General features: G+C 58.8%; 20 protein-coding genes. 14 read left to right on the top strand and 6 right to left on the bottom strand.

The window, feature by feature from the left end:
* The first annotated feature begins 2 nt into the window (after positions 1 to 2).
* Positions 3 to 476, top strand: a complete 474-nt coding sequence (gene bfr, locus KGB23_RS05620; RefSeq protein WP_008155586.1) for a bacterioferritin — start codon at positions 3 to 5, stop codon at positions 474 to 476.
* 78 nt (positions 477 to 554) lie between these two features.
* Here the strand turns inward: bfr and grxD are convergent, their stop codons facing one another.
* The 3 genes from grxD to KGB23_RS05605 form a co-directional block, all read right to left on the bottom strand.
* Positions 555 to 893, bottom strand: a complete 339-nt coding sequence (gene grxD, locus KGB23_RS05615; RefSeq protein ID WP_223430239.1) for a Grx4 family monothiol glutaredoxin — start codon at positions 891 to 893, stop codon at positions 555 to 557.
* Between the two features lie 97 nt (positions 894 to 990).
* The gene (locus KGB23_RS05610; RefSeq protein WP_223430238.1) at positions 991 to 3,096 is read right to left on the bottom strand and encodes a molybdopterin oxidoreductase family protein; all 2,106 of its coding nucleotides are present in this window, start codon (positions 3,094 to 3,096) and stop codon (positions 991 to 993) included.
* A 134-nt stretch (positions 3,097 to 3,230) separates the two neighbouring features.
* Positions 3,231 to 3,521, bottom strand: coding sequence for a hypothetical protein (locus tag KGB23_RS05605; RefSeq protein ID WP_008155590.1), 291 nt, complete (start codon positions 3,519 to 3,521; stop codon positions 3,231 to 3,233).
* A 417-nt stretch (positions 3,522 to 3,938) separates the two neighbouring features.
* On the opposite strand from KGB23_RS05605, the gene argF reads away from it, so the two are divergent.
* Together argF and KGB23_RS05595 are read left to right on the top strand one after the other, a co-directional pair.
* Positions 3,939 to 4,859, top strand: a complete 921-nt coding sequence (gene argF, locus KGB23_RS05600) for an ornithine carbamoyltransferase (protein WP_033053690.1) — start codon at positions 3,939 to 3,941, stop codon at positions 4,857 to 4,859.
* Positions 4,856 to 5,965, top strand: coding sequence for an ABC transporter ATP-binding protein (locus tag KGB23_RS05595; RefSeq protein WP_223430237.1), 1,110 nt, complete (start codon positions 4,856 to 4,858; stop codon positions 5,963 to 5,965). Before argF ends, KGB23_RS05595 begins: the two co-directional genes overlap by 4 nt.
* A 132-nt stretch (positions 5,966 to 6,097) precedes the next feature.
* Here the strand turns inward: KGB23_RS05595 and KGB23_RS05590 are convergent, their stop codons facing one another.
* The gene (locus KGB23_RS05590; protein WP_223430236.1) at positions 6,098 to 6,880 is read right to left on the bottom strand and encodes a PhzF family phenazine biosynthesis protein; all 783 of its coding nucleotides are present in this window, start codon (positions 6,878 to 6,880) and stop codon (positions 6,098 to 6,100) included.
* A gap of 108 nt (positions 6,881 to 6,988) precedes the next feature.
* Positions 6,989 to 7,459, bottom strand: coding sequence for a Cys-tRNA(Pro) deacylase (ybaK, locus tag KGB23_RS05585; RefSeq protein ID WP_007971306.1), 471 nt, complete (start codon positions 7,457 to 7,459; stop codon positions 6,989 to 6,991).
* A gap of 371 nt (positions 7,460 to 7,830) precedes the next feature.
* On the opposite strand from ybaK, the gene KGB23_RS05580 reads away from it, so the two are divergent.
* The 11 genes from KGB23_RS05580 to KGB23_RS05530 all read left to right on the top strand — a co-directional run bounded on the left by KGB23_RS05580 (position 7,831) and on the right by KGB23_RS05530 (position 20,285).
* Positions 7,831 to 8,682, top strand: coding sequence for an MIP/aquaporin family protein (locus KGB23_RS05580; RefSeq protein ID WP_223430319.1), 852 nt, complete (start codon positions 7,831 to 7,833; stop codon positions 8,680 to 8,682).
* 75 nt (positions 8,683 to 8,757) lie between these two features.
* Positions 8,758 to 10,263: a glycerol kinase GlpK gene (gene glpK, locus KGB23_RS05575; protein WP_033057460.1), complete on the top strand. Its 1,506-nt coding sequence runs from the start codon at positions 8,758 to 8,760 to the stop codon at positions 10,261 to 10,263.
* A gap of 95 nt (positions 10,264 to 10,358) precedes the next feature.
* The gene (locus KGB23_RS05570) at positions 10,359 to 11,114 is read left to right on the top strand and encodes a DeoR/GlpR family transcriptional regulator (RefSeq protein ID WP_007916700.1); all 756 of its coding nucleotides are present in this window, start codon (positions 10,359 to 10,361) and stop codon (positions 11,112 to 11,114) included.
* 245 nt (positions 11,115 to 11,359) lie between these two features.
* Entirely contained in the window at positions 11,360 to 12,898 is a 1,539-nt protein-coding gene (gene glpD / locus KGB23_RS05565) for a glycerol-3-phosphate dehydrogenase (protein WP_223430235.1), read from the top strand.
* 404 nt (positions 12,899 to 13,302) lie between these two features.
* Positions 13,303 to 14,217 carry a glutamate/aspartate ABC transporter substrate-binding protein gene (locus tag KGB23_RS05560; protein WP_223430234.1) on the top strand — a complete coding sequence of 305 codons (915 nt, stop codon included), beginning with the start codon at positions 13,303 to 13,305 and terminating at the stop codon, positions 14,215 to 14,217.
* Between the two features lie 192 nt (positions 14,218 to 14,409).
* A complete protein-coding gene (locus KGB23_RS05555) occupies positions 14,410 to 15,156 on the top strand; it encodes an amino acid ABC transporter permease (RefSeq protein WP_008156468.1) in 747 nt (248 codons plus the stop codon).
* Positions 15,156 to 15,827 carry an amino acid ABC transporter permease gene (locus KGB23_RS05550; RefSeq protein WP_129445065.1) on the top strand — a complete coding sequence of 224 codons (672 nt, stop codon included), beginning with the start codon at positions 15,156 to 15,158 and terminating at the stop codon, positions 15,825 to 15,827. The genes KGB23_RS05555 and KGB23_RS05550 overlap by 1 nt, the downstream gene beginning before the upstream one ends.
* A complete protein-coding gene (locus KGB23_RS05545; RefSeq protein ID WP_150658619.1) occupies positions 15,824 to 16,558 on the top strand; it encodes an amino acid ABC transporter ATP-binding protein in 735 nt (244 codons plus the stop codon). The genes KGB23_RS05550 and KGB23_RS05545 overlap by 4 nt, the downstream gene beginning before the upstream one ends.
* Positions 16,559 to 16,720: 162 nt before the next feature.
* Positions 16,721 to 18,622, top strand: a complete 1,902-nt coding sequence (locus KGB23_RS05540; RefSeq protein WP_223430233.1) for a sensor histidine kinase — start codon at positions 16,721 to 16,723, stop codon at positions 18,620 to 18,622.
* A complete protein-coding gene (locus KGB23_RS05535) occupies positions 18,619 to 19,947 on the top strand; it encodes a sigma-54-dependent transcriptional regulator (protein WP_008155247.1) in 1,329 nt (442 codons plus the stop codon). Before KGB23_RS05540 ends, KGB23_RS05535 begins: the two co-directional genes overlap by 4 nt.
* An 8-nt stretch (positions 19,948 to 19,955) precedes the next feature.
* Positions 19,956 to 20,285, top strand: coding sequence for a GlpM family protein (locus tag KGB23_RS05530; protein WP_223430318.1), 330 nt, complete (start codon positions 19,956 to 19,958; stop codon positions 20,283 to 20,285).
* 211 nt (positions 20,286 to 20,496) lie between these two features.
* Here KGB23_RS05530 and KGB23_RS05525 read toward each other — a convergent pair whose 3' ends face one another.
* On the bottom strand, positions 20,497 to 21,165 hold the full coding sequence (locus tag KGB23_RS05525) for a DsbA family oxidoreductase (protein WP_223430232.1): 669 nt from the start codon (positions 21,163 to 21,165) through the stop codon (positions 20,497 to 20,499).
* Between the last annotated feature and the right edge of the window lie 149 nt (positions 21,166 to 21,314).

Genomic DNA, 21,314 nt, shown 5'->3' with positions numbered 1-21,314 from the left:
TCATGAAAGGCGACGTTACAGTCATCCAGCATCTCAACAAGATCCTTGCCAATGAGCTGGTCGCGATCAATCAATACTTCCTGCATGCACGCATGTACGAAGATTGGGGCCTGAACAAGCTCGGCAAGCACGAGTACCACGAATCCATCGACGAGATGAAGCACGCGGACAAGCTGATCAAGCGCATTCTGTTCCTTGAAGGCCTGCCGAACGTCCAGGACCTTGGCAAGCTGCAGATCGGCGAACACACCCAGGAAATGCTTGAGTGCGACCTGCGTATCGAGCGCACCGGTCATGCGGATCTCAAAGTGGCTATCGCTCATTGCGAAACCGTTGGCGACTTTGGTAGCCGTGAACTGCTTGAAGATATTCTTGAATCCGAAGAAGAACATATCGACTGGCTCGAAACCCAACTGGGTCTGATCGATAAAGTCGGTCTTGAGAACTATCTGCAATCGCAGATGGGCGAAGAGTAAGTTAGCGCCCGCTAAACTCGAGACAATAAAAAGCCCCGCGCTCTTTTAAAGAGGCGGGGCTTTTTTAATGCCTTGGTTTCAGGCTTCGGTCTTGCCAGCAGCAGCTTCGACAGCAGCCTTGATGGTGGTTTGCAGCGAACCGTCTGCAGCCATCTCGGTCATGATGTCGCTACCGCCGACCAGCTCACCGCCAACCCACAGTTGCGGGAAGGTTGGCCAGTTGGCGTATTTTGGCAGGTTGGCGCGGATTTCCGGGTTCTGCAGGATGTCCACGTAAGCAAATTTTTCACCACACGCCATCACGGCCTGCGCGGCTTTCGCGGAGAAGCCACACTGCGGGGCATTCGGCGAGCCTTTCATGTAAAGCAGAATGGTGTTGTTAGCAATCTGCTCTTTAATCGTTTCGATGATATCCATGGAGCACCTCGGCTGAACTTTCCGACTCAGGGGTCGGCACGGTGGCGCATTGTAACGGAAACCCGAGCACCCTGCTCGGTCTCCCCGACAGACTTGATCAAGCCGCCGCCACGGTCACTGGCACACCGTTCAACGCCGCATTGCCCGACAACTCATCGAGCTGACATTCGTCGGTCAAGTCATTGGCGCTGGAACCCGGCTGACCACTGGCAATGGTCATCTGCACACCCGGCCGCGCATGGCCCCAACCGTGCGGAAGGCTGACCACGCCTTTCATCATATCCAGACTGCCGAGTACTTCAACTTCGATCTCACCGACCCGCGAACTGACCCGCACGCGTTGCCCGTCGTTGAGCCCACGACTGGCCAGATCATCCGGGTGCATCAGCAATTGATGGCGCGGTTTGCCCTTCACCAGGCGGTGATAGTTGTGCATCCACGAGTTGTTGCTGCGCACATGACGGCGACCAATCATCAGCAACTCATCAAAGGCCGGCGCTTTCAATGCCGCAAAGCGCACGAGGTCCGCAAGGATCGCGGCAGGCGCTGCCTGGACTCGCTGATTAGCCGTTTTCAGACGTGGAGCCAGATTGGATTTCAATGCCCCAAGATCGACACCGTGAGGGTGATCGAACAAGGTCGCCAGCGACAGTTTGTACTCCGAAGCGTCGCCATACGGCCCCATCCGCAAGCCATGATCAATCATCTGCGCCGGAGCGACGGTTGGTTTTAATGCTTTGCCAGTCTTCGCAGCAAACGCCTTGGCCAGCCCCACGAAAATCTCCCAGTCATGCAACGCACCTTCAGGTTTGGCCAGAATCGCGCGATTGAACCGACTGACGTTACGCACCGCAAACATATTGAAAGTCGTGTCGTAATGATCGTTTTCCAGGGCCGAGGTGGACGGCAGAATCAGGTCGGCATAACGCGTGGTTTCATTGATGTACAAGTCGATGCTGACCATGAACTCCAAACCGTCCAGCGCCTGTTCCAGTTGCCGGCCATTAGGCGTCGACAGCACCGGATTGCCCGCCACGGTAATCAGCGCGCGGACCTGCCCTTCCCCTTCGGTAAGCATCTCTTCGGCCAGCGCCGAGACCGGCAGTTCTCCACCATATTCAGGACGCCCGGAGACCCGGCTCTGCCACAGATTGAAATGCCCACCCGAGGTGGATGCCACCAGGTCCACCGCCGGTTCGGTGCACAACGCCCCTCCTGCGCGATCAAGATTACCGGTGACCAGATTGATCAGTTGCACAACCCAATGACACAAGGTGCCGAACGCCTGGGTCGAGACGCCCATGCGGCCGTAACAGACCGCTGTCGGCGCCACCGCAAAGTCCCGCGCCAGTTGGCGGATCTGTTCGGCAGGCACCGCGCACAGTGGGCTCATGGCCTCGGCGGTGAAATTCGCGACGGCTTCCCGCACCTCATCCAGACCGTCCACCGGCAAATGACTGTCGCGGGTCAGGCCTTCAGCGAACAAGGTGTTGAGCAGCCCGAACAACAACGCCGCATCGCCACCGGGGCGCACAAACAGATGCTGATCGGCAATCGCCGCCGTTTCGCTGCGGCGCGGATCGACCACCACCACTTTGCCGCCCCGAGCCTGAATCGCCTTCAAGCGCTTCTCCACATCCGGCACGGTCATGATGCTGCCGTTGGAGGCCAGCGGATTGCCGCCGAGGATCAGCATGAAATCGGTGTGATCGATGTCCGGGATCGGCAACAGCAAACCGTGGCCGTACATCAAATGGCTGGTCAGGTGATGGGGCAACTGGTCGACTGAGGTCGCGGAAAACCGGTTGCGGGTTTTCAACAGGCCGAGAAAGTAATTGCTGTGGGTCATCAGCCCATAGTTGTGCACGCTGGGGTTGCCTTGATAGACCGCCACCGCGTTCTGTCCATGACGCTCCTGAATCGCCGCCAGACGTTCGACTACAAGGCTGAAGGCGTCTTCCCACTCGATGGGTTGCCATTCACTGCCGACACGCAGCATCGGCTGACGCAGACGATCCGGATCATTCTGAATATCTTGCAGGGCGACGGCCTTGGGGCAGATGTGCCCGCGGCTGAATGTATCCTGAGCGTCACCCTTGATCGACGTGATCTGCACCGCGCCTTCGACCTCGGTGGTTTCGATGGTCAGGCCGCAGATGGCTTCGCACAAGTGGCACGCACGGTGATGGAGAGTCTTGGTCATGGCCAGTCTCTGTCTTGTTCTGGGCGGGCAATATCGGCCGCGGGAACAAAACTATGGCGCCTGATCCACTGCTGCGCCAGCGACGTTCGTCTTGTGAATCGGCGGCCATCAGGCCAGCCGATGACTGCTGGGGATCAGTTCGGCGGCAGCCTCGGCGGCGCCTGCAACTGGATCTCCTGGATGGTTTCAATCTGCTCTTGAGCAACATGAACACCGGTGAGTTCGCCGATCAGCCGCCAGTGCTCGTCGAGCCCGGTGCTGATGGTTGCCATGCGGTCGATCATCCGCCGGCCGGCAGCCTTGGTCACTTCGTCTTCACTGCGCATCAACTCGAAGGACATCGAAGTCATGGACGCGGTGAGGTGGGTCAGCGAGCGAGCCGTGAGGCCGAGTAACTCCATTAACTGTCGTTCTTTCGATTCCATTCCGAAGGCTTCCTGCGTCGTTCGTGCGTTAGTTATAACCCGCCACTTTGCATTAGCAAATGTTTCAGACCAGACACATCCTTCAATCCTTAGCCCAAATGCTTCGAATGACAGGTCAGAAACCGACCGCTGCTATGCCTTCCCCGCCCCGTTTGATTGCAAAGCCCCGTGACCCCGGTGTACAAATGACGGGCTGCTGTCAGGAAACAGGCTTCAAAAGCGCTACTGCGGTCATCCCGTAGCCCCTCTGAAATCCCCTAAAAACCGTAGCCCTATTGGTAAGACGCGACATTTAATTATAAGATCGCGCCTTCCCCTATTTCGTCGCCCCGTGCGGCTTACGCCGCAGGTCTCGCCCGTTTTTCAGTTAAACAAGGCTTTGAGTATCTGCGGTCTGTTGCAAAAAGGTAGTCAATGATGAGCGCAAGGCACTTTCTCTCCCTGATGGATTGCACGCCCGAAGAGCTGGTCAGCGTGATCCGTCGAGGCGTTGAGCTCAAAGACCTGCGTAACCGCGGCGTACTGTTCGAGCCTCTGAAAAACCGCGTGCTCGGGATGATTTTCGAGAAATCGTCGACCCGCACCCGAATTTCGTTCGAAGCCGGCATGATCCAGCTCGGTGGCCAGGCGATTTTCCTGTCGCCGCGCGACACCCAACTGGGCCGTGGCGAGCCGATCGGCGACTGCGCGATCGTCATGTCGAGCATGCTCGACGCCGTGATGATCCGTACCTTTGCCCACAGCACCCTGACCGAATTCGCCGCCAACTCCCGCGTGCCCGTGATCAACGGCCTGTCCGATGATCTACACCCGTGCCAGTTGCTGGCCGACATGCAGACGTTCCTCGAACACCGCGGTTCGATCCAGGGCAAAACCGTGGCCTGGATCGGCGACGGCAACAACATGTGCAACAGCTATATAGAAGCGGCGATCCAGTTCGACTTCCAGTTGCGCGTCGCTTGCCCGGAAGGCTTTGAACCCAACCCTGAATTCGTGGCCAAGGCCGGTGATCGGGTGACCATCGTCCGCGATCCGAAGGATGCCGTACGCGGCGCCCACCTGGTCAGCACCGACGTCTGGACCTCCATGGGCCAGGAAGAGGAAACCGCCAAACGACTGAAGCTGTTCGCGCCGTTCCAGGTCAACCGCGCCCTGCTCGACCTGGCCGCACCGGACGTGCTGTTCATGCACTGCCTGCCGGCCCACCGTGGCGAAGAAATCAGCGTCGACCTGCTCGATGACCAGCGCTCCGTCGCGTGGGATCAAGCCGAAAACCGTCTTCACGCACAAAAGGCCCTACTCGAGTTTCTCGTCGAGCCGGCGTACCACCACGCATGAGCCATCCATTGCTGCTGAACCTGCGTAACCTCGCCTGCGGCTATCAAGACCAGCGCGTCGTGCAGAACCTCAACCTGCATTTGAATGCCGGTGACATCGGTTGCCTGCTGGGCTCTTCGGGTTGCGGCAAAACCACTACGCTGCGGGCGATTGCCGGTTTCGAACCGGTACACGAAGGTGAAATCCAGTTGGCGGGCGAGACAATCTCCCGCGCCGGTTTCACCCTCGCCCCGGAGAAACGCCGGATCGGCATGGTGTTCCAGGATTACGCACTGTTTCCGCACTTGAGCGTGGCCGAGAACATCGCCTTCGGGATCCGCAAGCACCCGCAAAAGGATCGCGTCACCGAAGAGTTGCTGGAACTGGTCAACCTGAAAAACCTCGGCAAGCGCTTCCCGCATGAGCTGTCCGGTGGTCAACAACAGCGCGTCGCACTGGCCCGCGCCCTGGCGCCAGAACCGCAACTGCTGCTGCTTGACGAACCCTTTTCCAACCTTGATGGCGAGCTGCGACGCAAGCTCAGCCATGAGGTGCGCGATATCCTCAAGGCCCGTGGCACCAGCGCGATTCTGGTGACCCACGATCAGGAAGAAGCCTTCGCGGTGAGCGATCATGTGGGGGTTTTCAAGGAAGGTCGTCTGGAACAGTGGGACACGCCCTACAACCTGTATCACGAACCGCTGACGCCGTTTGTGGCCAGTTTCATCGGCCAGGGTTATTTCATTCGCGGTCAGCTGAGCAGCCCCGAGTCGGTGCAGACCGAACTGGGTGAGTTACGCGGTAATCGTGCCTACACCTGGCCGGTTGGCGGTGCGGTGGATGTGTTGCTGCGTCCGGACGATATCGTTTATGCACCGGACAGCACGTTGAAGGCGCGGATTGTCGGCAAGTCTTTCCAGGGCGCGTCCACCTTGTATCGCTTGCAGTTGCCGACCGGCGCGCAGCTGGAATCGATTTTCCCGAGCCATGCCGATCATCAGGTGGGTTCAGAGGTCGGCATTCGTGTCGCGGCTGAACACCTGGTGCTGTTTCAGGCCTCCGGCAGCATCGCGGCGCAAATTCCAGCGGTCGAATCCGGTGTGCGCCGCTACAGCAGCGCCCACTGAGAAACACGGACAAAAATGTGGGAGCGGCGGTGCGGCGATCCGACTTGCTCGCGAAGGCGGCATAACATTCAACAGAGATGTTGACTGATCTACCGCTTTCGCGAGCAAGCCCGCTCCCACATTGAATTGGGGTCAACCGAGCATTAGCGTTCCGCTTGCAACGAGCGTCGCATTCCCGCCGATTTTTACCCGATCCCCTTCCAGCCGACAGAACAACTCCCCGCCTCGAGCCGAACGCTGATAAGCCGTCAGGCTCGACTTGCCCAAACGTTTCGACCAATACGGGATCAGGCTGCAATGGGTCGAACCCGTCACCGGGTCTTCGTTGATGCCGATCGCCGGTGCGAAGTAGCGGGAAACAAAATCATGCTTGCTGCCCCTCGCCGTGACAATTGCCCCCGGCCACGGCAGTTTCGCCAGCGCTGCCATGTCCGGCTGACATTCGAGCACCGCCTGCTCGGATTCCAGCACCACGAACAACTCGTTCGACCCCAACACATCAACCGCTTCCACACCCAGCGCGCGCTCGACATCCAGGGTCACGCCCACTTCCGACGGTACGACGGCCGGGAAGTCCAGCCACAAGCGCTCACCCTCACGGCTCACACTCAGCGAGCCAGACTTGCAGACGAAGTCCAGGCGCTCTACCGGCTCTTTATAGATTTCAAACAGAACGTAAGCGCTGGCCAGGGTTGCATGACCGCACAATGGCACTTCGGTAGTCGGGGTAAACCAGCGGATGTGCCAGCCCAGCCCTTCGCGCACCACGAAGGCGGTTTCGGCGAGGTTGTGTTCGGCGGCGATCTTCTGCATCAACTCATCGGCAAGCCAGGCATCAAGGCGATAGACCATCGCCGGGTTGCCACCGAACGGCCGATCACTGAACGCATCGACCTGATGAAACTCAAGCTGCATAAACCTCTCCCTTTGTCAGGCCACGGAGCATGAAGCCGCCCACAACCCGGCACCAGTGACAGAGCCCGTAAATTTCCACCATACAGCGCCGGGCTGATAGTCCGCGCGTCAGGCTCGGCCGATGTCAGCGAACTTCGCCTGGGTATGTTCGGCCAGCACCGCGGGTGCCAATTCGACTTCCAAACCGCGACGACCTGCACTGACAAAAATGCTGGCGAAGGGCTGAGCCGAATTATCGATAAAGGTGCGCAAGCGCTTTTTCTGTCCCAGCGGGCTGATCCCACCCAACAGGTAACCGGTGGATCGTTGCGCAGCGGCAGGATCGGCCATTTCGACTTTTTTCACGCCCGCAGCATGCGCCAGGCCCTTCAAGTCCAGACTTCCGACGACCGGTACCACGGCCACCAGCAATTCACCTTTCTCGCTGGCCGCCAGCAAGGTCTTGAACACCTGCGCCGGGTCCAGCCCCAGCTTCTCCGCAGCCTCCAGCCCGTAGGACGCTGCCTTCGGATCATGTTCGTAACTGTGCACGCGATGTTCGGCACGAACTTTTTTCAACAAATCCAATGCGGGGGTCATGGCAGCTCCAGACTGGTCGGCAGTAGAAAAATACTGCGCTGGATTCTAGGGCATTGATCAACAAATGGCTCTATCGCGGCGCTATTTCAAAGGCTTTGCGGCGACTTATGCCGTTCGTCCACCTTCAGTCTGCCGCGTGAACGATGCGGTCATTCACGTGACTAATAGTTCGATTGTGACTGATGGTTCACTTTCGACCTTTGACAGCAGCGTTTCTTGTCTATATTTTTTCGAATCTGAATACTGTACGAATGTTCCTATCGCAGCACCCAGCAGTAGGCCGAGAACAGGATGGGGATCCTGCCTCGGTGAAAATCGCGCTTTTGACCATGATGCAAAAGCGCCAGACAACAACAAAAACGAGGTTTTCAATGACAACTGCTTTACAACAACCGTCGCTCTCAAGCCAATGCATGGCCGAATTTTTGGGCACTGCACTGCTGATCTTTTTTGGTACAGGTTGTGTTGCCGCGCTCAAGGTCGCGGGTGCCAGCTTCGGCCTTTGGGAAATCAGCATCATCTGGGGGGTCGGCGTGAGCATGGCGATCTACCTGACCGCCGGCGTTTCCGGGGCTCATCTCAATCCCGCCGTCAGCATTGCCCTGAGCATTTTCGCTGACTTCGAAAAGCGCAAACTGCCTTTTTATATTCTCGCCCAGGTCGCTGGTGCCTTCTGTGGAGCGTTGTTGGTTTACACGCTGTACAGCAATTTATTCTTCGATTACGAACAAACTCACCATATGGTTCGTGGCACTGAGGCCAGCCTCGAATTGGCGTCGGTGTTTTCCACCTTCCCCAACCCGGTCTTGACCACGGCACAAGCCTTCCTGGTTGAGGTGATCATCACTGCCATCCTGATGGGCGTGATCATGTCCCTGACCGACGACAACAATGGCTTGCCAAAGGGTCCGCTCGCTCCGCTGCTGATCGGCCTGCTGATTGCCGTGATTGGTAGTTCGATGGGGCCGCTGACCGGTTTTGCGATGAACCCCGCGCGCGACTTCGGTCCTAAACTGATGACTTTCTTCGCTGGCTGGGGTGAAATTTCCTTCACTGGCGGGCGCGATATCCCGTATTTCCTGATTCCGGTTTTTGCACCGATTGTCGGTGCCTGCCTCGGTGCTGCAGCGTATCGCGGGCTGATTGCCCGTCATCTGCCCAGCGCCCTACCTGCTACAAAGGACGCAGCACCGGCCATTGACGGCAAACCAAGAACTTCTTGATACCGTTGGCGTGTGATCCTGCCCATCAGATCACGCGCCGGACCTCACTCCCTTTTTTCGTCCAAGGCAATCGACATGACCGACACTCAGAATAAGAACTACATCATTGCCCTCGATCAGGGTACGACCAGCTCCCGCGCGATCATTTTCGACCGCGACGCGAACGTGGTCTGCACCGCCCAGCGCGAATTCGCACAGCATTACCCGCAAGCCGGTTGGGTTGAACATGACCCGATGGAAATCTTCGCCACTCAAAGCGCCGTGATGGTCGAGGCCCTGGCTCAAGCCGGCCTGCATCACGACCAGGTCGCCGCCATCGGCATCACCAACCAGCGCGAAACCACCGTGGTCTGGGACAAGACCACCGGCCGCCCGATCTACAACGCGATCGTCTGGCAGTGCCGCCGCAGCACCGAGATCTGCCAGCAACTCAAGCGCGACGGTCACGAGCAATACATCAGCGACACCACCGGCCTGGTCACCGACCCGTACTTCTCCGGCACCAAGCTCAAGTGGATCCTCGACAACGTCGAAGGCAGCCGTGAGCGCGCGCGCAAAGGCGAACTGTTGTTCGGCACCATCGACAGCTGGCTGATCTGGAAATTTACCGGCGGCAAGGTGCACGTCACCGACTACACCAACGCCTCGCGCACCATGCTCTTCAACATCCACACGCTGGAGTGGGACGCGAAGATGCTGGAGGTGCTGGATATTCCGCGCGAGATGCTGCCGGAAGTTAAATCTTCGTCCGAAATCTATGGCCACACCAAAAGCGGCATCGCCATCGGCGGTATCGCCGGTGACCAGCAAGCAGCCCTGTTCGGCCAGATGTGCGTCGAGCCAGGCCAGGCGAAAAACACCTACGGCACCGGCTGCTTCCTGCTGATGAACACCGGCGACAAAGCCGTGAAGTCCAAGCACGGCATGTTGACCACCATCGCGTGCGGCCCGCGCGGCGAAGTGGCTTACGCGCTGGAAGGTGCGGTGTTCAACGGTGGTTCGACTGTTCAGTGGCTGCGTGACGAACTGAAGATCATCAACGACGCCCACGACACCGAATACTTCGCCAACAAGGTCAAGGACAGCAACGGCGTGTACCTGGTGCCGGCCTTTACCGGCCTGGGCGCTCCTTACTGGGACCCGTATGCCCGCGGCGCATTGTTCGGTCTGACTCGCGGCGTACGCGTGGATCACATCATTCGTGCAGCCCTGGAGTCGATTGCCTACCAGACCCGCGACGTTCTGGACGCCATGCAACAGGACTCCGGCGAACGCTTGAAATCCCTGCGTGTCGACGGCGGTGCGGTGGCGAACAACTTCCTGATGCAGTTCCAGGCCGACATCCTCGGCACTCAGGTCGAGCGTCCGCAAATGCGCGAAACCACCGCACTGGGCGCGGCTTACCTGGCCGGTCTGGCGTGTGGCTTCTGGGGCAGCCTGGACGAGTTGCGCGGCAAGGCTGTGATCGAGCGCGAATTCGAACCGACCCTGGACGAAACCGCGAAGGAAAAACTCTACGCCGGCTGGAAAAAAGCCGTCAGCCGCACCCGCGACTGGGAACCGCATGAAGGCGCTGAATAAGCCGAGCTGAGTACTCGTATCGGTATGTAACTGGTAGGGAGCAGATTCCTGCGGCATCATGGGCAAATTTTGCACGGCAGCCCAAAGGAAGCCCCATGAATCTGCCTCCCCGTCAGCAGCAAATCCTCGAACTGGTCCGCGAACGCGGCTATGTCAGCATCGAGGAAATGGCTACGCTGTTCGTCGTTACACCGCAAACCATCCGCCGCGATATCAATCAGCTCGCGGAAGCTAATTTGTTGCGTCGCTACCACGGCGGCGCAGCCTACGATTCCAGTGTCGAAAACACCGCCTACGCCATGCGTGCCGATCAAATGCGCGATGAAAAGCAACGTATCGGTGAAGCCATTGCGGCTCAAATCCCCGATCACGCCTCGCTGTTCATCAATATCGGTACCACCACCGAATCCATCGCCCGGGCGTTGCTGAACCACAATCACCTGAAGATCATCACCAACAACCTGCATGTGGCTTCGATGCTCAGCGCCAAGGACGACTTCGACGTTCTGCTGACCGGTGGCAATGTACGGCGTGACGGTGGCGTGGTCGGTCAGGCCAGTGTCGACTTCATTAACCAGTTCAAGGTTGATTTCGCCCTGGTCGGCATCAGCGGCATCGATGAAGACGGCAGTCTGCTGGACTTCGACTATCAGGAAGTTCGGGTGTCCCAGGCGATCATCGCCAATGCCCGACAGGTCATCCTCGCGGCTGACTCCAGCAAATTCGGGCGCAACGCCATGATTCGTCTGGGGCCGATCAGCTTGATTGATTGCTTGGTGACCGATCAGCAGCCTGTGCCGGCGTTGGCGCAGTTGTTGAGTCAGCACAAGATTCGGTTGGAAGTCGTTTAAGGCTTTCAGCCTATAAAGATCGCAGCCTTCGGCAGCTCCTACGGGTTCACTCACCCCTGCAGGAGCTGCCGAAGGCTGCGATTTTTTGCTTTTAATGTTCGAAAATTTTCCTTTAACGGCCCTTCGATCAGTATTTTCAATCGAAGTTAACTGGCTGCGGGCGACTTTATGGGCTACCATTTTCGCAAATGAACATTAATGTTCGAATTCCAATACCGAAAATCATAAAAGCCCGAGGCTAGCCGATGCCCACTTCTACCTTGCCTATGCCCCCTCTCGCTGAGATCTACGATATCGCCGTCATCGGTGGCGGGATCAATGGCGTGGGGATCGCAGCGGATGCCGCCGGTCGCGGTCTTTCGGTGTTTCTTTGCGAAAAGGACGACCTGGCCAGCCACACCTCGTCAGCCAGCAGCAAGCTGATCCACGGTGGCCTGCGCTACCTTGAACATTACGAATTCCGTCTGGTGCGCGAAGCCCTGGCCGAACGCGAAGTGCTGCTGGCCAAGGCCCCGCACATCGTCAAGCAGATGCGCTTCGTGCTGCCACACCGCCCACACCTGCGTCCGGCCTGGATGATCCGCGCCGGCCTGTTCCTTTATGACAACCTCGGCAAGCGGGAAAAACTCGAAGGCTCTAAAAGCCTGAAGTTCGGCCCGGACAGCCCGCTGAAAAGCGAAATTACCAAAGGCTTCGAGTACTCCGATTGCTGGGTCGACGATGCTCGTCTGGTGGTGCTGAACGCCATGGCCGCCCGCGAAAAAGGCGCCCATGTTCACACCCAGACTCGCTGCGTCAGCGCCCGTCGCAACAAGGGAATGTGGCACCTGCATCTGGAACGCGCCGATGGCAGTCTGTTTTCGATCCGCGCCAAGGCACTGGTAAACGCGGCCGGCCCTTGGGTCGCCAAGTTCATTCGTGACGACCTGAAGATGGAGTCGCCGTACGGTATCCGCCTGATTCAGGGCAGCCACCTGATCGTGCCGAAGCTGTACGAAGGCGAACACGCGCACATTCTGCAAAACGAAGATCAGCGCATCGTTTTCACCATTCCGTACCTGAACCACTTCACCCTGATCGGCACCACCGACCGCGAGTACACCGGCGATCCGGCTGCAGTTGCGATCACTGAAGGCGAAACCGACTACCTGTTGAAAGTGGTCAACTCCCATTTCAAGAAACGCATCAGCCGCGACGACATCCTGCACAGCTATTCCGGTGTTCGCCCCCTGTGCAACGACGAATCCGACAACCCGTCGGCCGTTACCCGCGACTACACCCTGGCGTTGTCGGGCACCGGCGAAGAAGCGCCTCTGTTGTCGGTGTTCGGCGGCAAGCTGACCACCTACCGCAAACTGGCCGAATCGGCGCTGGCGCAACTGGCTCCGTACTTCAAGAACATCAAGCCAAGCTGGACCGTCAGCGCTACCCTGCCGGGCGGCGAAGACATGACCACCCCGCAAGCCTTGTGCGCCTTGATCCGTGACAAATTCGACTGGGTGCCAACCGAAATCGCCCGCCGCTGGGCCACCACCTACGGCAGCCGCACCTGGCGCATGCTGGAAGGCGTGCAGAATCTCAGTGATATGGGCGAACACATCGGCGGCGGTCTCTACACCCGCGAAGTCGATTACCTGTGCAACGAAGAGTGGGCGACCACGGCACACGACATCCTGTGGCGCCGCAGCAAGCTGGGTTTGTTCACCACCCCGGCGGAACAGGAAAAGCTCAAGGAATACCTGAACAAGGTCGAACAGAACCGCAGCAAGATCGAAGCGGCCTGATCGGCAATTCGGTTAAAGCCAAGCCCCTGAATCTCACGATTCAGGGCTTTTTTGTCTGGAAGATCAAAAGATCGCAGCCTTCGGCAGCTCCTACATTAGATCGGGATGCACTCGAACCCTGTAGGAGCTGCCGAAGGCTGCGATCTTTTGTATTCGGTTTTCCGAACGCGACCTGTCGGTCGATTCGGTTAACCGGATTTCCCCAACATCAAAAACCTCGCCTTTAATATTTAATATCCTTATAAATCAATGATTTGATCTATATCACCTGGCCTGGCACGAGTCATGCTCTACACTCTTGGACGAATGCCTGTTGCACCAACACTTCAGGAGCCGTCAGGCATTCAAAGCACAAAAAGGCCGATGAACTGGCTCCATATAAAAACAATGTCGAGGAAAATTTGATGCGCATCGTTCCCCATCTCCTGGGCGCAGCCATTGCTGCCGCTCTGATCAGCACTCCAGTTTTCGCCGCCGAGCTCACCGGCACCCTGAAGAAGATCAAAGAGTCCGGCGTTATCACCCTCGGGCATCGTGACGCTTCCATTCCGTTTTCCTATATCGCGGACGCTTCCGGCAAACCGGTTGGCTACTCCCACGATATCCAGCTGAAAATCGTTGAAGCCATCAAAAAAGACCTGGACATGCCGAACCTCCAGGTCAAATACAACCTGGTGACCTCGCAAACCCGTATCCCGCTGGTGCAGAACGGCACCGTGGACGTTGAGTGCGGCTCCACCACCAACAACGTCGAACGTCAGCAGCAAGTTGACTTCTCCGTCGGAATCTTCGAAATCGGCACCAAACTGCTAGCCAAGAAAGATTCGCCTTACAAAGACTTCGCCGACCTCAAAGGCAAGAACGTCGTGACCACCGCCGGCACTACGTCCGAGCGCATCCTCAAGTCGATGAACGCCGACAAGCAGATGGGCATGAACGTCATCTCCGCCAAAGACCACGGCGAATCGTTCAACATGCTGGAAAGCGGTCGCGCCGTGGCTTTCATGATGGACGACGCCTTGCTGGCCGGTGAAATGGCCAAGGCCAAGAAGCCAACCGATTGGGCCGTGACCGGTACTGCACAGTCCTACGAAATCTACGGTTGCATGGTCCGCAAGGGCGACGAGCCGTTCAAGAAGGCCGTGGATGACGCGATCGTTGCGACCTACAAGTCCGGCGAGATCAACAAGATCTACGAAAAATGGTTCATGCAGCCAATCCCGCCAAAAAACCTGAACCTGATGTTCCCGATGAGCGATGAGCTCAAGGCCCTGATCGCCAATCCGACCGACAAAGCGGCTGACGAAAAGAAATCCTGATTTCTGACTAACCTTATCTCCTGAGAGGGCCACTGCCCTTTCGGGGGATAGTCACTCCCTGCTGGCATTTCTGGAAACACTCGAACCGGTGGCTGTCGAGCCGCTCGTGTGTGCCTGATCTTCAAGGTCGGGCGGGAACGGAGCTTCCCCAGGCGGGCATTTGCACATCGAACGATCTGAGGGGAGACCCTAATGAATTACAACTGGGACTGGGGCGTGTTCTTCAAGTCCACCGGCGTGGGCAGCGAGACGTATCTCGACTGGTACGTCGCCGGTTTGGGCTGGACCATCGCCATCGCCGTCGTGGCCTGGATCATTGCCCTGCTGCTGGGCTCGATTCTGGGTGTCATGCGCACCGTACCGAACCGCATCGTATCGGGCATCGCGACCTGTTACGTCGAACTCTTCCGTAACGTGCCGCTGCTGGTTCAGCTGTTCATCTGGTACTTCCTGGTGCCCGATCTGCTGCCTCCGGACCTGCAAGAGTGGTACAAGCAGGACCTGAACCCGACCACTTCGGCGTACCTGAGCGTTGTCGTCTGCCTTGGCCTGTTCACCGCTGCTCGCGTTTGCGAACAAGTGCGCACCGGGATCCAGGCGCTGCCTCGCGGCCAGGAATCCGCCGCTCGCGCCATGGGCTTCAAGCTGCCGCAGATCTACTGGAACGTGCTGCTGCCCCAGGCTTATCGGATCATCATTCCGCCGCTCACCTCGGAATTCCTGAACGTGTTCAAGAACTCTTCGGTCGCGTCGCTGATCGGCCTGATGGAGTTGCTCGCGCAGACCAAACAGACCGCCGAGTTCTCCGCCAACCTGTTCGAAGCCTTCACCCTGGCAACACTGATCTACTTCACATTGAACATGGGCCTGATGCTGCTGATGCGCATGGTCGAGAAGAAAGTGGCCGTACCGGGCCTGATCTCCGTAGGGGGTAAATGATGGAATTCGACTTCTCGGGCATCATCCCGTCCCTGCCGGGCTTGTGGAACGGCATGGTCATGACCCTGCAACTGATGGCTCTGGGTGTGTCCGGCGGGATCATCCTCGGCACGATCCTGGCGCTGATGCGCCTGTCCCACAGCAAACTGCTGTCGAACATTGCCGGCGCCTACGTTAACTACTTCCGCTCGATTCCGCTGCTGCTGGTCATCACCTGGTTCTACCTGGCAGTGCCGTTCGTACTGCGCTGGATCACCGGCGAAGACACCCCGATCGGCGCGTTCGCCTCGTGCATCGTGGCGTTCATGATGTTCGAAGCGGCGTACTTCTGCGAAATCGTCCGGGCCGGTGTGCAGTCGATTTCCAAGGGCCAGATGGGTGCAGCCCAGGCCCTGGGCATGACGTATGGCCAGATGATGCGGTTGATCATCCTGCCGCAAGCGTTCCGCAAGATGACCCCGCTGCTGCTGCAACAGAGCATTATCCTGTTTCAGGACACCTCGCTGGTCTACGCGGTCGGTCTGGTGGACTTCCTCAATGCCTCGCGTGCCAGTGGCGACATCATCGGTCGCTCCAACGAGTTCCTGATCTTTGCAGGTCTCACGTACTTCACAATCAGCTTTGCCGCCTCGCTGCTGGTCAAGCGTCTGCAAAAAAGGTTTGCCGTATGATCTCTATCAAGAATGTCAACAAGTGGTATGGCGACTTCCAGGTACTGACTGACTGCAGCACCGAGGTCAAAAAAGGCGAAGTGATTGTGGTGTGCGGGCCGTCCGGTTCCGGCAAATCCACCCTGATCAAATGCGTCAATGCCCTGGAACCGTTCCAGAAAGGCGACATCGTGGTCGACGGCACGTCCATTGCGGACCCGAAGACCAACCTGCCGAAGCTGCGTTCACGCGTGGGCATGGTGTTCCAGCATTTTGAGCTGTTCCCGCACCTGACCATCACCGAAAACCTGACCATCGCGCAGATCAAGGTGTTGGGCCGCAGCAAGGAAGAAGCCGCCAAGAAAGGCCTGCAACTGCTGGAGCGCGTCGGGCTGTCTGCCCATGCGCACAAGCACCCGGGCCAGCTCTCCGGTGGTCAGCAACAGCGTGTGGCGATTGCCCGTGCGCTGGCGATGGACCCGATCGTCATGCTGTTCGACGAACCGACTTCGGCGCTGGACCCTGAAATGGTCAACGAAGTACTCGACGTGATGGTGCAACTGGCCCACGAGGGCATGACCATGATGTGCGTGACCCACGAAATGGGCTTCGCCCGTAAAGTGGCGGACCGGGTGATCTTCATGGACCAGGGCAAGATCATCGAAGACTGCAAGAAAGAGGAGTTCTTCGGCGACATCAATGCCCGCGCCGAGCGTACGCAGCATTTCCTCGCCAAGATTCTGCAGCACTAAGAAAAGCACCGCTCCCCAAATGTGGGAGCGGGCTTGCTCGCGAAGCGGCCATAACATTCAGCATTGATGTTGACTGACACACTGCTTTCGCGAGCAAGCCCGCTCCCACTGGGCCGGTGGTGGTCTGGAGATTTGTGTTGTGGTTGACCCAAGGCATCTGTGATGAAATGCGACCCCAATCTCTATCGCGCCGCGCCGCCATCACTCGCCGTGAAACCCCGTCTGATTCGCCATCTGTTCCTGCCGCCGCTGGTCATCGCCCTGATGATCGGGTTGGGTTACCTCGGCTTCTGGGTCAGTGAACACTACGGGATTCGCAGCCTCAGCGAGAACGGTCAGCGTCAGCTGGAACTGCACGCCCGCGCCGTCGAGAGCGAGATCAGCAAGTACACCTACCTGCCCAGCCTGCTGGAACTCGAATCCAGTGTTTCGAAGCTGTTGGCCGACCCGTCGCCGGAACACCGGCAGACGGTCAATGAATACCTCGAAGGCCTGAACCGGCGCAGCCGCAGTCGGGCTATCTATGTAATGGACACCACCGGCCGTGTCATGGCCACCAGTAACTGGCGCGATGTCGACAGTTACCTGGGCGAAGACCTGTCCTTCCGCGCCTATTTCCAGAATGCCGTGCGCGGTCAGCCGGGGCGCTTCTATGGCATCGGCAGCACCAGCGGCGAACCCGGTTACTACCTGGCTCATGGCCTGGAAGAACACGGCAAGATCATCGGCGTCGCGGTGGTCAAGGTCCGCCTCGAAGCCATGGAAGAACGCTGGCAGCGCGCGCGGCTGGAAGCTTTCGTCAGCGATGAAAACGGCATCATCATTCTTTCCAGCGATCCGGCACGACGCCTGAAATCGGTGGTACCGCTGAGCGACGAGACCAAGGAAAAACTCGCCCGCAGCCTTCAGTACTACTGGTTCCCACTGAACGAACTGCAACCACTGGCCCGTGAACAACTGGCCGAAGGCGAGGAAAAACTGACCTTCCCCGCCAACAGCGAAGTGGAATCCGATGAAGAGGACATCAGCTACCTCTCGCAAACCCGACCATTGAGCGATACCCCGTGGAATTTCACCCTGCTCACCCCTCTGCAGGATTTGCGCCGCGAAGCGATCAGTCAGGGGATTCTGGTGGCGGTCGCGTTTGCCCTCGTGGCATTCCTGCTGATCGCCTGGAACGAGCGGCGCAAGGTAATCGCCACCCGTCTCGCCGCCCGGGAAGCCTTGCAGGAAGCCAACAATCAACTGGAGCGTCGGATTACCGAACGCACCACTGATCTGCGCGCCAGCAACGAACGGCTCAAGGGCCAGATCCGCGAACGGCGTCTGGCCGAAGAGACGCTACGCCGCGCCCAGGATGAACTGGTCCAGGCCGGTAAACTCGCGGCCATCGGCCAGATGTCCACCAGCATCGCCCACGAATTGAACCAGCCACTGGCGGCGCTGCGAACCTTGTCCGGCAACACCGTGCGGTTTCTGGAACGCGGTCAACTGGACGTTGCCAGTACCAACCTCAAGACCATCAACGAACTGATCGACCGCATGGGCCGGATCACCGCCAGCCTGCGTTCGTTCGCTCGCCGTGGCGACGACAAAGGTCAGGCCAGCCTCGGCAAAGCGGTGGATGCAGCCTTGCAGCTGCTCGGTGGTCGCGTGGAAAGCGCTCATCTGCAGCAGCACCGAGGCTTCGCCGATGTGCAGGTGCAGATCGACCAGACCCGTCTGGAGCAAATTCTGGTCAACCTGATCGGCAACGCCCTCGACGCCATGCAGGCACAGCCGCTGCCAGAACTGTGGCTCGAAGGCGAAGAGTTCGATGGCAAATATCGCCTTCGTGTACGCGACAACGGCCATGGCATCGACGCCGAAGCACGCAAACATCTATTCGAACCGTTCTTCACCACCAAACCCGGCGAACAGGGCCTGGGCCTCGGCCTGACCCTTTCCGCCAGCCTGGCCGCCGCCACCGGCGGGCACCTGGGTGTCGAGCACCCGGCCAGCGGTGGTACCACCTTCGTCCTCAGTTTACCGTTGGTAAGCCCCACTCACGCCGAGCCAATATGAACAATGACCTTAGTGTGCTGATCGTCGAAGACGACCCCCATGTGCTGCTCGGCTGCCAACAGGCGCTGACCCTGGAAGACATTCCCTGCGTGGGCGTCGGCAGCGCCGAAGAAGCGCTGGAACGAGTCGGCGACAACTTCGCCGGCATCGTCATCAGCGACATCCGCTTGCCGGGCATCGACGGTCTGGAATTGCTGACCCGACTCAAGGCCCGCGACCGTAGCCTGCCGGTGGTGCTGATCACCGGCCACGGCGACATCTCCATGGCCGTCGGCGCGATGCAAAAAGGCGCCTATGACTTCATGGAGAAACCTTTCTCCCCCGAACGTCTGGTCGATGTGGCGCGCCGTGCGCTGGAGCAACGCAGCCTCGCGCGGGAAGTCTCTTCGTTGCGTCGGCAACTGGCGGAACGGGATTCCCTTGAAGGCCGGATCATCGGCCGCTCGCCAGCCATGCAGAACCTGCGGGAATTGATCGCCAACGTTGCCGATACGTCGGCCAACGTGCTGATCGAAGGCGAAACCGGCACCGGTAAAGAGTTGGTTGCGCGTTGCCTGCACGACTTCAGTCGGCGGCACACCAAGCAGTTCGTCGCGCTGAACTGCGGTGGCCTGCCGGAGAACCTGTTCGAAAGCGAAATCTTCGGCCATGAAGCCAACGCCTTCACTGGCGCCGGCAAGCGGCGGATCGGCAAGATCGAACACGCTGACGGCGGCACGCTGTTCCTCGACGAAGTGGAAAGCATGCCGCTGCCGCTGCAAATCAAACTGCTGCGGGTCTTGCAGGAACGCACCCTGGAACGCCTTGGCTCGAACCAGAGCGTGGCCGTGGATTGCCGGGTGATCGCGGCGACCAAGTCCGATCTGGATGAGTCGAGCAAGGCTGGCGAGTTTCGCAGCGACCTGTATTACCGCTTGAACGTGGTGACCCTCGAATTGCCACCGCTGCGCGAACGTCGCGAAGACATCCTGCAACTGTTCGAACACTTTCTGCAGCAGTCGTCCCTGCGCTTCGACCGTGCCGTGCCGGACCTGGACAACCAGACCCTGTCGAACCTGATGAGCCACGACTGGCCGGGCAACGTGCGCGAACTGCGCAACGTCGCCGAGCGTTTTGCCCTCGGCCTGCCGGCCTTCAAAAAATCCGGCGCCAGCGGCAGCAATCAGGGCCTGGCCTTCGCCGAAGCGGTAGAAGCGTTTGAACGCAACCTGCTGAGCGACGCGTTGCAACGCAGTGGCGGCAACCTGACCCAAGCCAGTCTGGAACTCGGGATGGCCAAGACCACGCTGTTCGACAAAGTGAAGAAGTACGGGCTGAGCCACTGATGGACCTGATCCTCAAAGCAACCCTGGGCGCGGCCGTGCTGGTGATCCTAGCCGCGCTGGCCCGGACCAAAAACTATTACATCGCAGGATTGGTGCCGCTGTTTCCGACCTTTGCGCTGATTGCTCATTACATCGTCGGCAAGGGACGTTCGCTGGAGGATTTGAAGACCACCATCGTGTTCGGGATGTGGTCGATCATTCCTTACTTCATCTACCTGGCGACGTTGTATGTGATGGTGGACCGGATGCGGCTGGAGGCTTCGCTTGCTGTGGCGGCGGTGGCTTGGTTGATGGCGGCTACGGTGTTGGTTTCGGTTTGGGTTCGTGTTCACGGCTGAGTGATGTGATCGGTTTTAGAACCACCCCTCACCCCAGCCCTCTCCCCACGGGGGAGAGGGGGAAAGGGAGCAGATCTTCATGTGCTTCTAAGCCTGAGTTCGACTCGATATTGCAGGTCGATGTCACTCGACCGAACAACTAGGTCGGCTCCCTCTCCCCTCTTGGGAGAGGGCTGGGGTGAGGGGTGGATTTTGACTGCCCTACAAAACCTCAGCCATTAACCGTACCGCCCTTCGCTTCACTCATGATCTGCCGAATCGCCCCGACAAACGTTTCCACCGGCTGCCCGCCAGTGACGGCGTACTGCCCGTTGAATACCACGGTCGGCACCGAACTGACGCCTCGCGACAGCCACAACTGCTCTTCCTCACGAACTTCTTTGGCGAACTCGTCCGACGCCAGAATCGCCTCGGCTCGCGACCGATCCAGCCCCACGCTTTCAGCGATCTGCGCCAACTGCCCATGGTCGGACGGATTGCCACCCTCGGTGAAATACGCCTTGAACAGCGCCTCTTTCAGATTGAACTGCAACCCTTCCAGTCCTGCCCAGAACAGCAAGCGGTGGGCGTCGAAGGTGTTGTAGATGCGACTGTTGCCGTCCGTGCGAAACGCAAACCCGACCTCGGCGCCGCGCGCGCGGATCATCTCGCGATTTTTCTGGGATTGCTCAGGCGTCGAGCCGTATTTTTCGGTGATGTGTTCGGTGATGTTCTGTCCTTCCGGGCCCATCTTCGGGTTCAGTTCGAACGGCTGGAAACGGATCTCGGCCTGCACCTCGTCGCCCAGCAAATCCAGGGCCCGGGTCAGGCCATAGAGGCCGACGACGCACCAGGGGCAGGACACGTCGCTGACGAAATCGATTTTCAGGGGGGCACTCATCACACACCTCGCAGACTGGAACGCGCCGGAAAGTCCGAACGATACACCCGACAAGACCGAGGTGGCAGCCGTTCCATTGATCCCTGTGGGAGCGGGCTTGCTCGCGAAGGCGTCGTGTCAGTCACCATCTGCTTGACTGATACACCGCC

Origin of the sequence: Pseudomonas sp. GL-B-26, assembly GCF_019947405.1 — a bacterium.
GTDB lineage: Bacteria > Pseudomonadota > Gammaproteobacteria > Pseudomonadales > Pseudomonadaceae > Aquipseudomonas.
This window is presented reverse-complemented; position numbering and strand designations above follow the sequence as displayed.

Bases quoted from the DNA above. Each gene is read 5' to 3' on its own strand.
- KGB23_RS05595 (WP_223430237.1), top strand. From the start codon at position 4,856: ATGAGCCATCCATTGCTGCTGAACCTGCGTAACCTCGCCTGCGGCTAT.
- KGB23_RS05610 (WP_223430238.1), bottom strand. From the start codon at position 3,096: ATGACCAAGACTCTCCATCACCGTGCGTGCCACTTGTGCGAAGCCATC.
- KGB23_RS05550 (WP_129445065.1), top strand. From the start codon at position 15,156: ATGGAATTCGACTTCTCGGGCATCATCCCGTCCCTGCCGGGCTTGTGG.
- KGB23_RS05555 (WP_008156468.1), top strand. From the start codon at position 14,410: ATGAATTACAACTGGGACTGGGGCGTGTTCTTCAAGTCCACCGGCGTG.
- glpK (WP_033057460.1), top strand. From the start codon at position 8,758: ATGACCGACACTCAGAATAAGAACTACATCATTGCCCTCGATCAGGGT.
- KGB23_RS05525 (WP_223430232.1), bottom strand. From the start codon at position 21,165: ATGAGTGCCCCCCTGAAAATCGATTTCGTCAGCGACGTGTCCTGCCCC.
- KGB23_RS05570 (WP_007916700.1), top strand. From the start codon at position 10,359: ATGAATCTGCCTCCCCGTCAGCAGCAAATCCTCGAACTGGTCCGCGAA.
- KGB23_RS05535 (WP_008155247.1), top strand. From the start codon at position 18,619: ATGAACAATGACCTTAGTGTGCTGATCGTCGAAGACGACCCCCATGTG.
- glpD (WP_223430235.1), top strand. From the start codon at position 11,360: ATGCCCACTTCTACCTTGCCTATGCCCCCTCTCGCTGAGATCTACGAT.
- KGB23_RS05590 (WP_223430236.1), bottom strand. From the start codon at position 6,880: ATGCAGCTTGAGTTTCATCAGGTCGATGCGTTCAGTGATCGGCCGTTC.
- argF (WP_033053690.1), top strand. From the start codon at position 3,939: ATGAGCGCAAGGCACTTTCTCTCCCTGATGGATTGCACGCCCGAAGAG.
- ybaK (WP_007971306.1), bottom strand. From the start codon at position 7,459: ATGACCCCCGCATTGGATTTGTTGAAAAAAGTTCGTGCCGAACATCGC.
- KGB23_RS05560 (WP_223430234.1), top strand. From the start codon at position 13,303: ATGCGCATCGTTCCCCATCTCCTGGGCGCAGCCATTGCTGCCGCTCTG.
- KGB23_RS05545 (WP_150658619.1), top strand. From the start codon at position 15,824: ATGATCTCTATCAAGAATGTCAACAAGTGGTATGGCGACTTCCAGGTA.
- KGB23_RS05605 (WP_008155590.1), bottom strand. From the start codon at position 3,521: ATGGAATCGAAAGAACGACAGTTAATGGAGTTACTCGGCCTCACGGCT.
- grxD (WP_223430239.1), bottom strand. From the start codon at position 893: ATGGATATCATCGAAACGATTAAAGAGCAGATTGCTAACAACACCATT.
- bfr (WP_008155586.1), top strand. From the start codon at position 3: ATGAAAGGCGACGTTACAGTCATCCAGCATCTCAACAAGATCCTTGCC.
- KGB23_RS05580 (WP_223430319.1), top strand. From the start codon at position 7,831: ATGACAACTGCTTTACAACAACCGTCGCTCTCAAGCCAATGCATGGCC.
- KGB23_RS05540 (WP_223430233.1), top strand. From the start codon at position 16,721: ATGAAATGCGACCCCAATCTCTATCGCGCCGCGCCGCCATCACTCGCC.